This is a genomic window from Algoriphagus locisalis (genome assembly GCF_900116615.1).
Taxonomy (GTDB): Bacteria; Bacteroidota; Bacteroidia; order Cytophagales; family Cyclobacteriaceae; genus Algoriphagus; species Algoriphagus locisalis.
On the sequence record NZ_FPBF01000002.1, the window covers coordinates 337,813 to 352,150 of the forward strand.

General features: G+C 40.6%; 14 protein-coding genes. 13 read left to right on the plus strand and 1 reads right to left on the minus strand.

Annotation, left to right across the window (positions count from 1 at the left end):
• The first annotated feature begins 30 nt into the window (after positions 1-30).
• Positions 31-684: an outer membrane lipoprotein periplasmic chaperone LolA1 gene (lolA1, locus tag BM386_RS06390; protein WP_091692240.1), complete on the plus strand. Its 654-nt coding sequence runs from the start codon at positions 31-33 to the stop codon at positions 682-684.
• Between the two features lie 51 nt (positions 685-735).
• A complete protein-coding gene (locus BM386_RS06395; RefSeq protein WP_091692241.1) occupies positions 736-1,926 on the plus strand; it encodes a hypothetical protein in 1,191 nt (396 codons plus the stop codon).
• A 16-nt stretch (positions 1,927-1,942) separates the two neighbouring features.
• On the opposite strand, the gene BM386_RS24035 is transcribed toward BM386_RS06395, so the two are convergent.
• Entirely contained in the window at positions 1,943-2,827 is an 885-nt protein-coding gene (locus tag BM386_RS24035) for an SRPBCC family protein (RefSeq protein ID WP_091692852.1), read from the minus strand.
• Between the two features lie 120 nt (positions 2,828-2,947).
• On the opposite strand from BM386_RS24035, the gene BM386_RS06405 reads away from it, so the two are divergent.
• From BM386_RS06405 to BM386_RS06460, 11 genes are all read left to right on the plus strand, one after another.
• Positions 2,948-3,928 (plus strand): GlxA family transcriptional regulator, encoded by a 981-nt coding sequence (locus BM386_RS06405; protein WP_091692242.1) that lies wholly within the window; start codon positions 2,948-2,950, stop codon positions 3,926-3,928.
• A 482-nt stretch (positions 3,929-4,410) separates the two neighbouring features.
• Entirely contained in the window at positions 4,411-5,784 is a 1,374-nt protein-coding gene (locus BM386_RS06415) for a Fic family protein (protein WP_091692244.1), read from the plus strand.
• A 968-nt stretch (positions 5,785-6,752) separates the two neighbouring features.
• Positions 6,753-8,204, plus strand: coding sequence for a copper-containing nitrite reductase (nirK, locus tag BM386_RS06420; RefSeq protein WP_091692245.1), 1,452 nt, complete (start codon positions 6,753-6,755; stop codon positions 8,202-8,204).
• A gap of 72 nt (positions 8,205-8,276) precedes the next feature.
• On the plus strand, positions 8,277-8,969 hold the full coding sequence (locus BM386_RS06425) for a formylglycine-generating enzyme family protein (RefSeq protein WP_091692246.1): 693 nt from the start codon (positions 8,277-8,279) through the stop codon (positions 8,967-8,969).
• Between the two features lie 2 nt (positions 8,970-8,971).
• Positions 8,972-9,673 (plus strand): SCO family protein, encoded by a 702-nt coding sequence (locus BM386_RS06430; RefSeq protein WP_211482887.1) that lies wholly within the window; start codon positions 8,972-8,974, stop codon positions 9,671-9,673.
• A gap of 224 nt (positions 9,674-9,897) precedes the next feature.
• A complete protein-coding gene (locus BM386_RS06435; RefSeq protein ID WP_091692247.1) occupies positions 9,898-10,332 on the plus strand; it encodes an RrF2 family transcriptional regulator in 435 nt (144 codons plus the stop codon).
• 90 nt (positions 10,333-10,422) lie between these two features.
• The gene (locus BM386_RS06440; protein WP_091692248.1) at positions 10,423-12,228 is read left to right on the plus strand and encodes a cbb3-type cytochrome c oxidase subunit I; all 1,806 of its coding nucleotides are present in this window, start codon (positions 10,423-10,425) and stop codon (positions 12,226-12,228) included.
• An 11-nt stretch (positions 12,229-12,239) separates the two neighbouring features.
• Positions 12,240-13,238: a cbb3-type cytochrome c oxidase subunit II gene (locus BM386_RS06445; RefSeq protein ID WP_091692249.1), complete on the plus strand. Its 999-nt coding sequence runs from the start codon at positions 12,240-12,242 to the stop codon at positions 13,236-13,238.
• A 10-nt stretch (positions 13,239-13,248) separates the two neighbouring features.
• Positions 13,249-13,521 carry a hypothetical protein gene (locus tag BM386_RS06450; protein WP_091692250.1) on the plus strand — a complete coding sequence of 91 codons (273 nt, stop codon included), beginning with the start codon at positions 13,249-13,251 and terminating at the stop codon, positions 13,519-13,521.
• Positions 13,518-13,940: a cytochrome C gene (locus BM386_RS06455; RefSeq protein WP_091692251.1), complete on the plus strand. Its 423-nt coding sequence runs from the start codon at positions 13,518-13,520 to the stop codon at positions 13,938-13,940. Before BM386_RS06450 ends, BM386_RS06455 begins: the two co-directional genes overlap by 4 nt.
• Complete coding sequence (locus tag BM386_RS06460; RefSeq protein WP_091692252.1) at positions 13,940-14,332, plus strand: group III truncated hemoglobin; 393 nt, start codon at positions 13,940-13,942, stop codon at positions 14,330-14,332. The genes BM386_RS06455 and BM386_RS06460 overlap by 1 nt, the downstream gene beginning before the upstream one ends.
• Positions 14,333-14,338: the final 6 nt, after the last annotated feature.

The window sequence follows — 14,338 nt, forward strand, 5'->3', positions numbered from 1 at the left end:
CTGTTCAATTGGTTCAAACAGCCCATTTACATGAAAAAAATCGCCTTAGTTTATACCCTTTTTCTTGCCGTATTATTCTCTTTTGAAGCTTCAGCTCAGAAAGATCCAAAAGCCAAAACCGTTTTGGATGCCATGAGCCAAAAGTTTCAGGCCATGAATGGCTTCACTGCAAATTTTGATTTCACCTTCCAAGACGAATCCGGCCCTGGAGATCGACAGTCAGGTGAGATCGCGGTGAAAGGCGAGCAATACCGACTGAAACTCCCGGATCAGGAAATCTATAACGATGGCAAAACAGTCTGGACGTACATCCAATCTGATAATTACAAAGAAGTGACTATCAATGATGCCGACCAGATGGAAGGTGAATTAACTCCCTCGAACATTTATAGACTTTACGAATCTGGCTACAGCTACAAGCTACTCGATGAAAAGCAATTCCAAGGAAAAACAGCGCAGATCGTAGAGTTAAAAGCTGAGAAAAACAACGCCCCTTTCGAACAGGTGAAATTGATGATCGATAAAAGCACTTCAAATCTACTTGGCTGGGAGATGTTTGACGGTCAGGGAGGAGTATTCTCTTACACGTTCAAGAATCTAAAACCTGAGGCTAATCTCCCGACTTCTTATTTTGTCTTTGATACCAAGCAATATCCAGGGATAGAAGTTATTGACCTAAGGTAATCGATTAATTTTTCCTTATACTAGTAGTCTTAAAACTACTATCATGAAGTCATGAAGAATAGATCACTTTATTTTATTCTAGCCCTAGTTATTTTTTCTTGTCAGACAAAGGACAATCAATTTGAAAACGCTACAGATGACCCACCTAGCTATTGGCTGGAAACACTAGACTCTGTCACTGTAAAAGACATTCTTGTGAGAACTTTCATGTTTCAAACAGCTGATAGTGCTCATGTTATCTTTAAAGATGCTGCCTCATCTGATGTCTATGTGTTTGATAAAGCTGGAAATCCGATAGATCAATGGAATAAGACTGGTGATGTACCTGGAGCTTTATCTATGGCTGCAGGAAATTTTAAGCTAGATAAGAATGGTAATCTTGTAATCCTAGACATCATGAATGGGCTGAAAGTATTCAAGAAAAATGGCGACATCGTTCAGAACTTTGGAATCTATCAGCACCAATGGAGTGTAGGAGGGGCCTTTTCCCTTTTCAAATCCTATCAAGTCATCGAAAAAAACGGGAAGGAGTACTTGCTATATTCTCTCGATGTAATCGACGAAGCCCCTGAAGAATATGGTCCAGAATACCTCCAAGCCAGAAAAAATCTGATTTTGACAGATCTTGAAACAGAGGAAACTCAAACCTTTTTACCATTCCCAGAAGGATCTCAATTTCTAAATGGAAATGTATTTTACTTCAGTGATTTCAGGCCAGTCTTCTCCTACAACCCAAAAACGCAAGTGCTTTATCTACTATTTCAGAACGAGCCCATTCTTTATACCTATGATTGGTCTGGGGATGAGCCGATTTTGAAAGAGAAAAAAACATTGAATCTGGATGGCTTTGTATCCAATACAGGGTACGAAAAAGGAGCTGTGGATTTCCCGAAAATTGCAGACTATAAAGTCAACCCCTTTCCTTCGCAAATACTTAATTTGGAACAGTATGGAGATGACTTACTGATCACTTATAAGCCTACTCCTGCAGACAAGGCAGATATCGCAATGGTAATTTCAGGAGATGCCTCCAAAGAATTGAAGAAGACGCTTTCGGAAGAAATAAAAAAACGAACCGTAGTGCTGACCCCGAATGGTGACCTTATCCCAGTGAACTTACCAGAAATGAACCCGTATGATTTCGTTGTCCTTGGAGAAGATATTTGGTGGATGAAAAAACATACTGGAGAAGAAGAGCAGGAGGATTTTACAGTCTATCGAGGTAGGCTGGTGAAAGAATAAAAGCAGTTTCATTTTGCTATCCGTTTCGTTCACAGATTTCTTTGAGTTTTTTCAAGGCTTTTGGCCAAGCTTCCGTGAAAAAATCATCCATTTCCATAGTAGAGTCCAGGTCAACTAAGAGAAGTGTATCCTCTCCCTTTGCCTCCAAAGTATATTTCTCGTGTGCTCCCTTCCACATTTCAATCTCTTCACCTTCCAATACTTCAACACCGTCTTTCAAAACACCAAGATGCTCAATGTCAACATGTTTATTCTCTATATTTTTAGCAACCTTGCTCACCATTCCATTTTGATTTCCTTCTTCTCCTTGTGAAACAAAAAGAATTTTACTACCCTCCTCCCAATTACCTAAGTAAGTAGATCCTGGGGAAAAGACATCTGTCCACTCCTCATAAGTTGGCTTTTCGAGCATAGCTGAGTAAACTTCCGCTGGAGAACTTTTGATCAAAATCTCATAATGTAGTGTAACCAAATTTGTATCGGATTCTGCATAGGTTTTGAAATTGTTTAAAATAGCCTGCCAACCATCTTTTTGCATTTGGACTGAATTCTCCATTTCAGCTTCGAAAACCTCCACTACTTCTACCCCATCAGGAACCTCCATGAAGGAGACCTTTACCTTACGCTCGTCATCCATGATGTAGGTGTAATAGGAGTGCTTTTCAACCTCTTGGTAAACCCCGCCAAAATCAAACCCCATACTTCCGTCTTTTGCTTCCATTCTGGAAGAGAAACTCCCTCCGGGCTGAAGATCTACAGCTGCTTTGGTGGTGTGCCAATCAGATGATGCATTATTCCAGCGAATGATATGTTTTGGTTCAATAAAGTATTTCCAAACTTTTTCCAGAGGTGCATTTACAGTCACTTGAACGGTAATCTTGGTTTTTTGTGTAGTTGTCATGGTTTTCTGATTTGTTTTTAAAAATTTACTCAACAAATTTATTGAATGCATCTACCAGTCACCCGGTACAAAGCAGACAAATGAAAGTCAAATTGCGACAGGAAATCCTAACTTAAATTTATGAAAAATATTGCCATTCTAGTTCCAGAACAATCTGTTTTGCAAGCTATTGCCGACCCACAGTATTGTTTCTCAGCTGTCAATGAATTCCTAGTCAGATCTGGAGGAGCGCCACTTTTTCATGTTGAACTTGTAGGTTTAAATCCTGAGGTCAAATTAAATGACAAACGCTATTCCGTATTTCCAGATCAACTTCTTCCTACTGCCACCTCACCAGATTTGGTGGTGATCCCGGCACTTTTTGGAGATATGAAAACGGCTGTAGAAGCTAACAAGGCTTATATTCCTTGGATAAAGGAGCAATATGAATCAGGAACCGAAATCGCATCGCTTTGCGTAGGCGCATTTCTGCTGGCAGCTACAGGTCTGCTGGATGGTAAAAAATGTTCTACCCATTGGGGATTTACAAATCTTTTTCGTGAGCTCTATCCTGAAGTGGAGGTACAAGACGGGACGATTGTGACCGAAGAAAATGGCATATACTCTAGTGGCGGAGCAAATTCCTACTGGAATTTATTGCTGCATTTGGTAGAGAAATATGCAGACAGGGAAATCGCAATTCTTACAGCCAAGTATTTTGCTATAGATATTGACCGCGATAGTCAAACTGCATTCTCAATTTTTAAAGGTCAAAAAACCCATCAAGACGACGCTGTAAGAAAAGCTCAGGAATATATCGAGAAGAAGATTGAAGAACGCATTACGGTAGATGTTCTGGCCGATGAAGTCGCTGTGGGGCGCAGAAGTTTCGAGCGTAGGTTTAAGCGCGTTACCAACAACTCAGTACTTGAATACATCCAACGCGTAAAAGTAGAAGCTGCAAAGCGAAGCTTTGAAACCACCATGAAGAACATTACTGAAGTCATGTTTGACGTGGGATATACTGACACCAAAGCCTTCCGAACTACCTTCAAAAAAATTACCGGACTCACTCCAATCGAGTACAGAAATAAGTATAATAAGTTGGCGAGGATGAATTAAGCTTAAATATTCACTATTCACTTAATTCCAGCTTGGTGAAGTAAAAATGTCTTTTTTAGAAATCCTTTTTGAATCATCTTTTTTCTTTATGAGGTGAAAAGCAGGAAAACTTTGAAATTTCTGTCTAGTTGAATGTTTTGGCGGTTTTGAGAATTGGATCCATTTGAATGATTTTGAAATTCATTTCCACCTCCTATTATTCGTACGGTATGAGTGGGCGAGTAAGGTCCGCCTCCTTTTTCTTTTTTCAGTTTCAACGATTTTGTATAGGTGTAAAACATTGTCGAACATTTAATCTATCACTTTGTGCACACGATGTGTGCAGAATTTAAACTCGGTAGTTCAACTTTATAGGCCTTAACTGTTTCCATTTTTACTGTTGCTTTTTCACGACAATATTTCATTTTAACGACAAATTATTGTCGCTAATTTACTTTTGCGACAATAAATCGCTATTATTGTCGCAAAAATGATTTAGTATCATGAATATTCCGAATACGCTTGATAGTATTTTGCTTGCTTTGCGGTCTTTTCCCAAAGGAGCAAGTCTCGAAGAGATAAATGAAGCGCTTCCTATTTCTATAGAGAAACGCACGCTGCAGAGAAGACTAAAAAAACTTAAAGAAGACCATTTAATCTATACTGAAGGTGGATCGCATGCCACTCGGTATTTTATTAAGGATAAAGCTGCATTTCCTTCTAAAATCGAAACGAAGTACGAATCGTCAATATCAATCCCACTTTCACAAGAAGGCAAAGAAGTTTGGGCCCTGGTCTCACGTCCTGTAGCACAACGAAAACCTGTCGGACATGAACGAAGTTTATTGGAAAATTACCGTCCCAATATCGACAGCCTTCTCAATGAATCAGAAAAACAAAAACTGGCTGAATGGGGAAATACCAGGAATGGAGAACAACCAGCAGGCACCTACGCCAGAGAAATATTGAATCGCCTTATGATCGACCTTTCTTGGAATTCAAGCAGACTGGAAGGCAACACCTATTCCTTGTTGGATACAGAGCTGTTAATCCATAACGGAAAAACCCCCTCGAACAAATCCCCCATGGAAACCCAGATGATTCTCAACCACAAGGAGGCTATCGAGTTTTTGGTAGAATCGTCTGATGAAGTGGGCTTCAATCTCTATACCTTTCTCAATCTCCATGCCTTGCTTTCAAACAACCTTTTACCCAATCCAGCTGCCTCAGGAAGGCTCAGGACATTTGGCGTAGGGATAACAAACTCGGTATTCACCCCTCTGGGGTTTCCTCAACTCATTGAAGAATCTTTTGACTTAATCCTGGCAAAAGCAAAACAAATCCAAAATCCATTTGAACAAGCTTTTTTTATACTGGTTCAGCTTCCCTACTTGCAACCTTTTCATGACGTCAATAAGCGAGTATCCAGATTGGCTGCCAATATTCCATTGAACCGACACAACCTTGCTCCTCTTTCCTTTATTGATGTGCCGGAAGTAAGCTATATCAAAGGAATGCTTGGGATTTATGAATTAAATCGCCTAGAATTATTCAAGGACGTTTTTCTGTGGGCTTATGAGCGGTCAGCCTTGAGGTATGCGGCCATTCGTCAATCTTTGGGCGAGCCGGATCCTTTCCGAATGAAATACCGAGAAGAAATACGAGAAGTGGTTGGCCAGATCGTCAGAACTACAACGGGCAAAGCAGAAGCATCCAATAAAGTGAAATTAGATGCCCGAAAACTGCATGAACCTGATCAGGGGCACTTCATTGAAGTAGTGGAAACCGAACTTCTCGGGCTACATGAGGGGAACTTTGTGCGGTATAGAATCAAGCCGTCCGAGTTTTCTGCATGGAAAAAGTCTTGGGACTCTTAGCAAGATCAATATTCAAGAGGACAAAAAGTGGGACAAATCCTGGGACTATCTGAGTAAAATGGAATCAACTTGAATCCACAACCTGCACCAGAAACCCTATAAAACACAAAAAGTTGACCGTAAAACGATCAACTAATTGCTTTGTAGCGGGAACAGCGCTACAAACTTGTCCTGATTTTCTGTTACTTATAAGAAAAGGGGGACAAAAAGGGGGACAGGTTCATTTTGCTTTTACAATTTAAAATTTATTTGAATTGAACCATGTCGAACCTCTCAAAACATGTGTTTATAAGCCGTATAGACACTTTTTATGTTTATAATTTTTGAATGATCTTTTTTCTTTTTGATGTGAAATCAGAAAACGAACCTATTTTAGCTAGGGTCAAATCTAGAAAATGAACCTTTGAATTTCTTGTTAATTTGAAAGTATTTGAGTTGTCTCAGGATTGAAATAATTTGAATGATTTAGAATCACTTTTCTACCTCGTACAATTCGTACGGTACGAGGGGTACGAGGGGTACGAGCCGTACGAGGTGTACGAATTTTAAGATGCCTTTTCCTTTTGCTGGTTTTAAAATTTCCTTTTAACTCGTTTATCGTAGGCTATCCTTGAGGCTTTTAGTCATTTTGGAATCCATTTGAAAGGGGTAGAAGTTCATTTCCACCTCATACAATTCGTACGATACTTACCGTACGAATTTAGGATTTTTGAGTACTAGTCTAAAAAATCTGATAGTTACTTTTTGCCTTCTTATTATAGAAACATTAATGAAATTAAATTGTGCACACACTGTGTGCATTTTTAATTCATCATTCAATTCAAAAATTGGAAAAATACACCTTCCTTCAAATCCCAGATTCAATACATGACAAGAATCATTTAAATCAAATCAGGATAAGCCGCTAATTATGAGTATTTTGCAAGAACGATTCTTAGTATTCAATCTTTCATTAAAACATAAAACTTATGAGAAAGCTAAATTTTTATGAATTCTCGAAGACTCTACCCATTCTATTTTTATTCCTTTTGGTAGCATGTGGTAGTTCGCATGAAGAAAAATCTGACACAGAAAACATCGAGGCAACAGGTGAAATTATTGCCGAATTGACAAGTCCTCCCTTTGCACCTAAACCCATTGGTAGTAGGCCTGCAAGGAAAGTCATCGTTGACATGGAGATCCTTGAACAAGAAATGGAAATGGCCAATGGGGTATCCTATATCTATTGGACATTTGGAGGTACTGTTCCTGGAAGCTTTATTCGAACACGATTGGGTGATGAGGTAGAATTTACGCTCAAGAATCATCCTGAAAATAAGCTTCCGCACAATATCGATCTCCATGCAGTGACAGGACCAGGCGGTGGAGCTACCTCTTCCTTTGTAGCACCCGGTCATGAAATCACCTTTTCTTTCAAAACCCTCAATCCGGGACTATATGTCTATCACTGTGCAACTGCTCCAGTAGGAATGCATATCGCCAATGGTATGTATGGACTTATCTTAGTTGAACCACCGGGAGGTCTTCCGTTGGTAGATAAAGAGTTCTACGTCATGCAGGGCGATTTTTACACCAAAGGCAATCATGGAGATCCAGGCCTACAACCATTTGATATGCAAAAAGCGGTGGATGAAGATGCCGATTATGTTGTATTCAACGGAAACACGCATGCACTTGTAGGAGACGATGCGCTTACAGCCAATGTAGGCGAAACAATCCGTCTTTTTGTTGGAAACGGTGGACCAAACCTTACCTCAGCTTTTCATGTCATTGGAGAAATCTTTGACAGAGTTCATGTAGAAGGGGGAGATCTGGTCAATCACAACGTTCAGACAACAAATATACCACCGGGAGGAGCTGCAATGGTGGAATTTGAAGTCGAGGCACCAGGGACACTGGTTTTGGTAGATCACGCTATTTTCCGGGCTTTTAACAAAGGAGCACTTGGCATGTTAAAAGTAGAAGGAAGTGAAAACTCAAAAGTTTATTCTGGAACAATTCAGGAAGGCATTTATCAACCTGAAGGTGGAACCATTCAAGAAATGCCGGGAGCGGGTCCTGCCCCTGCTCAACCAACGGCTGCTTCTCTAGACGAACGAATTGATCTGGGCAAGCAGATTTATGCTCAAACCTGTCTGGCCTGCCATCAAGCTGAAGGACAAGGAATTCCAAGTGCATTCCCCCCCTTGGCCAATTCAGATTTTCTCAATGCAGATGTAGACAGAGCAATTGGGATAGTTCTCCATGGTTTATCAGGCGAAATCACAGTAAATGGCTCTACCTATAATTCAGTCATGACTGCCCAAACGTTATCGGATGAGGAAGTAGCCAATGTACTTACCTATGTATATAACAGCTGGGGAAACAACGGCACTGAAGTCACGCCGGTAATGGTCACACGCGTTAAAAGTTCACACTAAAAAATGACCAAATATTGGACACTCGTTCTATGCCTATTTTCAAGCTGCATTACCTTATGTGCTCAAAATGCCATGAAAACTGTAAAAGGGGGCTATATCCGTCCCCTTTACAGCCTGGATAGCAGTCAAGTATATGTGGATGATTTTTTATTGGACGAACATGCTGTAACTCAGGAGGAGTACTTGGCTTTTGTCAAAAACTATCCAGAGTGGCAAAGAGAAAACGTCAAATCCATTTATGCTGATGAAGCTTACTTACGGACTTGGGAAAACTCAACAAAACTAGGGGCAACAATTAATCCCCAAGCACCAGTCACAAATATTTCCTGGTTTGCAGCTAAGGCTTATTGTGCATGCATAGACAAAAGACTCCCAACTGTAGACGAATGGGAACTAGCAGCAAGAGCTGATGAAACCAAACCAAACGCTCAAAATGACAGCTTGTTTAATCAGCGAATCATTCAAAGCTATGAAACCCCCAAAACCTATTTATTGCCGGTAAAAAGCACCTACAAAAATTACTGGGGAATCTATGATATGCACGGACTGGTCTGGGAATGGACCAGCGATTTCAACAGTGTCCTGATCAGTGGTGAGTCGCGACAGGATGGAGAGGCAAATAGAGACTTGTATTGTGCCGGAGCTGCAATCAACGCTACCAATCTACGAGATTATGCTTCATTTATGCGCTATGCATTTCGGGGCTCTATTAAAGCAATCTATTCCATTCAAAATCTTGGCTTTAGATGTGCTAAAACCCTTTAACTATGAACAGGCTTCTATCAAATATCTTCTATCTATTGCTTATCCTTTTTGTAGTCAGCTGTTCCCAATCTGCCAAAGATTCCCACGAAGATCACTATGTATGCCCTATGAGATGCGAGGGTTCTAAAACTTATGAACAGGCAGGGACCTGTCCTATTTGCAAAATGGAACTTGTAAAAACAAGTGATCTAGAAGTTCCTCTAATGGCAGAAGGGGAAGTATCTGAAGCATCTATTTTCAATTTAGAATCTCAATGGGTCACTCAAAATGAGGACACCCTCCAATTAAAGGATTTTAAAGGCAAACCCTTTGTTGCTGTGATGGTATATACTAGTTGCCAGGCTGCATGTCCCCGATTGGTAGCTGATATGAGAAATATCAAGTCAGCTGTGAATCAATCAAATGTACAGTATGTCCTCATCAGTATTGATCCTGAGACTGACACGCCAGAAAGACTCCGGGAATTTGCCCAAGAAGAGCAATTAGATGGTGATCAATGGACACTTCTCCAGGGTCAACTGGACGATGTGCGGGAGTTCTCCAATGTAGTGTCGGTCAAATACAAAAAAATATCACCTATAGACTTCGCACATACCAATATCATTTCAGTATTCGATCAGGAAGGCGTTCTTCAATTCCAACAAGAAGGCTTAGGAGCAGATTATTCACAATTTATTGAAGAGGTAAAATCTTTAGTTAATTAAAGTCGCATAAACCTTCAGGGCCTTATTTAAGTCAATCAAAATAAGGACTTTTCAATAGCCCAACTTTGTGTTAGGTCACATAAAATCTAACTTTTCTCTTTATTCGTCATTGAGGCAAAGGAAAATGGCCATCTAGTTTACGGCTACTTCAATCATATTTTTTATTTCCGATATATTTGTCGGAAATAAATTTTCTCATACTTTTACTCCCACATACTTTCAAGATGTTTTCTAAGGCGTGCGAATATGGAATTAAAGCAATGATCTACATTGCAACCCAATCCCTTAAAGGAGATCGGGTTAAAATCGGTGATATCGTAGAAAAGGTTGGATCACCAGAGGCATTTACAGCCAAAACCCTTAGCATACTGGTAAAGAATAACCTAGTCGAATCTTTAAAGGGACCCTATGGAGGATTCTTTATCCAACCAGAAAATATGAAAAGCATCAAAGTCATCCACATCTTATCTGTAATTGATGGCGACTCTATTTTCAAAGGATGTGGTTTGGGATTAAGTGAATGTAATGCCAAACAACCTTGCCCCATGCACTCAAAATTTGTCAAAATCCGTGCTGAGCTAAAATCTGCTTTAGAATCAACCAACTTACTGGAATTAGCTAAAGGAATCAAATCAGGTGAGACCTTCCTCCTGCGTTGATCCCTTTTTTTGAATCTATTTCCGATAATTTTATCGGAAATAGATTCAAATATAATTTAAATGATCTAACACTTAGTTATTGATATTCAAATGAATCGAACTGTTTACATCACTCTTGGGCTTCTATTACTTTCCATGAAAGTTGAAGCTCAAACTGTTCCAAATCCGAATATCGACCAATGGTGGTCAAGCCCCGGAGTCATAGGAACTGCATTATTAATAGCTATTATCGCATTTGTCGCCTTGCTGATAATTGGCTCAAAACTTTCAGCATTCATCCAGCGAATTCAAAGTCATACCAATCGAAAAGAAAAAGAAGAGATAAAATCTGATTTGATCAATTGGGAAGAGGAAGACTTAGACTGGATTTTGGAAAGACGTAAAGCTGCCAAAAAATATAAACTTTCAGGAACTGAACACTCTGGAACTAGTTCTTTTGAAGATCAGCGTGGCTTGGTGTCAAAAGTCACAAGAGATCCTGAGAACCCTATTGTAGATGAAAAGAAACACGAAACGATTCGGCTAGAAACTCCACAGCCACTCCGAAACATAATGATCTGGTATCTAGGGTCCGCCGTATTTTGGTTGGTCTTTGGGACCTTAATCGGTCAGTATGTCGGCATGAAATTTATATGGCCAGAAATGGATCAAAGCCCTTGGCTTTCATTTGGTCGCCTACGCCCTGTGCACACCAATACTGTCTTCTGGGGATGGGCTTCATTTGCAATGGTGGGATTAGGATATTTTGTCATTTCCCGGACTTCGAACACGAGGGTTTTCTCCTATTCCCTTGCCAAAACAGGCTGGTATTTGATGAATCTAGCTCTAGTTTCTGGCAATTTACTTCTAATGAATGGTGTTAATAACGGTGGCGGTGAATACCGTGAATACATTTGGCCAGTCATCGTATTATTTGGATCAGGTCTCATCCTCACTTTATACAATTTTTATAAAACTGTCGCAACCCGAAAAGTCTCCGAAATCTATATTTCGAATTGGTACCTCTTGGGAGGATTAATTTGGACAGTGACTTTGATCCTAATCAGCTACCTTCCCTCCTTCCAGGATGGACTTGGAGAAACAGTCATACAAGGGTATTACATGCATCAGGGTGTCGGGATGTGGTTTATGACCTTTACTCTTGGTCTCATATATTATTACCTCCCCACTTCACTGAACAAACCTATCTATTCCTACTCCTTGGGAGTTCTTGCCTTTTGGACGCAAATGCTGTTTTATACACTAATTGGCACTCATCATTTCGTGTTTAGTCCTTTGCCGTGGTGGTTACAGACGGTCGCCATTGTCTTTAGCGCGGGGATGTTTATTCCAGTGCTATCTGGCACGACCAACTTTTTGATGACGATGAAGGGAAGTTGGAGTGCCATATCCAAGAGCTATGTACTTCCTTTCTTTCTAGTCGGGGTAGTTTTCTACTTCGTTGGATCAACACAAGGCAGTCTCCAGGCATTCCGGTTGACCAATTTCATCTGGCATTTTACAGACTTCAATGTGGCTCATTCCCACATGACAATGTATGGTATCATCACCTTTATTCTATGGGCTTGCATCTACTCCATCCTTCCGAAAGTTACAGGTAACGAACCATCATCATTGGCTGTTGGCATCCACTTTTGGTTGGCCTTTATTGGGCTTTTCGCATACATGATTTCACTAATGACCGGAGGAACACTTCGAGGCCTAAGTTGGATTGAGGGCGAATCATTCATCAATTCCGTCATATTAATGCAACCCTATTGGGTTTGGAGAGCAATCGGAGGTTCACTGATGTTTGTATCACATTTAGTCTTCGCCTACAATTTCATGGTCATGGCTAAAAAGAAAAAAGTCAGCGCTAAGAAAATCTCACCCGCTTTTACCCCTGTTCACTCCTAATAGAATCTCTCATGTTTGACTTTCATAAAAACCACAAATTACTTGTAAGTACTGCATTCTTAGGTTTTGCGATACTCAGTACAGTGATCGCTATCATGCCAGCCATGAAACTTCAGGAAGTTCAACCTTTGCCCGGTATGGAGGAAATGAGTCAGGAAGAATTGAAAGGGCTACAGATTTATGTCTCAGAAAACTGCATGGCATGTCATACCCAGCAGGTAAGGAACATTGAAATGGATCAGGTATGGGGACAACGCCCCTCCTTGGCCTCAGATTATTTCTATAGCAAGCAACGTCTAGACCTTTGGCGACAATCCCCTTCTCTTCTTGGTAGTGAGCGGACGGGACCTGATTTGACCGAGGTCGGAAAAAGACAGCCAGGAAAAGAATGGCATCTGCTCCATCTATTCAATCCACGAATCGTTGTCAAGGAATCAATAATGCCAGGTTATCCATGGCTTTTTGAAGAAAAGTCTCCGGCCATGGTGACCAAAAAGGACATCATTGTACCTGTTGCAACCGAACTTCTAAAAAATCCTGATCATAAGCTCGTTGCAAAACCTGAAGCACTGGCTCTCGTGACCTATCTTCAGTCCCTTTCCCAGACTAATCTAGGAGCGGAACTGAGTCCCGGATTCATCCCATCGACTCGCAATAAATCTGATGACAAATCCGACAATATCTCATCAGAATTAGATGGACTACAATTGTACAGCGAGACATGCTCCGCTTGCCATCAGCCAAGAGGTGAAGGAATCACCGGGGCGTTCCCGCCATTAGCGGCAAGTGAAATAGTTAATGACCCCGACCCAAACATCCTTATCCAGATTATACTTTCCGGTTATGATGCAAGAGCAGAATTCGGAGTCATGCCAGCCTTCGGGGACATTTTAAATGATGAAGAAATCGCTGCCATAGCTACCCATGAAAGAAGTAACTGGGGCAATAATGCTTCGGAGGTAACAGCAGAGCAAGTGGCAGAAATCAGAAAGTTCATCCAAAACCAATAATCCAAATGCCATGAAAAAAGCATTTCTAATTCTCTTGGCCTTTTCTTTTTCGACCTTACAGGCATTGGCTTGTGATGTTTGCAAAAGAAATCAACCAGAACTCTTGCAGGACATCAGTCACGGAACTGGCCCTCAATCCAATGCTGAATATTACATCATTGGAGGAGCTATTCTAATTGTACTATTCACACTATTCTATAGTCTGAAATTTCTTATCAAACCAGGTGAAAGAAGCCCTGAACATATTAAAAAGCTAATCCTCAAACCTTATCTAGAAATATGAAAGACAATCGAAAAATCAGGGTATTTCTAGATGAAGACCCGGTCCCATTTGCTGAATTTAGTCCACCTGTCAAGTTTGTTCTCGACACCACCAAAATACCAGATGGTCAACATCAATTACGAATCGTAGCCCAATCCACTATAGGTAAAGAAGGCGTAAAAACGGTCCCTTTTGAAGTTAGAAATGGGCCGTCAATCGCAGTAGTCGGATTAAAAGAAGGAGACATCGTTACCGATCAGATTCCCGTGACGATCAATTCATATGGAAGTGAGCGCAATGACTTCTTCCTAATCCGTGGTTCAGAAACTCCCAAAGGAATCCCTGTTTGGGTATGGGCAACTCTGATCTCATTTGTAGGATTTGCCTTATTCTATATCACCATGTACTGGAATCCCGACAATTACCAATCTTTCTTCTAATGGAAAAAACAGACATAAAAAACCTGAAAGATATTCAACATTTAGTTGACACATTCTACAGCAAAATCAGAAAGGATAAACTGTTAAAAGGAATCTTTGAGGGGGTCATACAGGATCGCTGGCCGGAGCATCTGGAGAAGATGTACCGATTTTGGCAAACAGTGCTTTTGGATGCCCATACTTATCAGGGAAGCCCATTTGCACCACACGTCCATCTACCAGTTGAAAAAAAGCATTTTGATCGCTGGGTTCAACTTTTTTTTGAAACTGTCAACTCTAATTTCAGCGGAGAAAGAGCCGACCGAGCCAAATGGCAAGGCGAACGAATGGCCGAAATGTTTTATATTAAGATAAATTACTACAACAACTCCTCTGTCTCCCCTCTTGTTTAATCAATA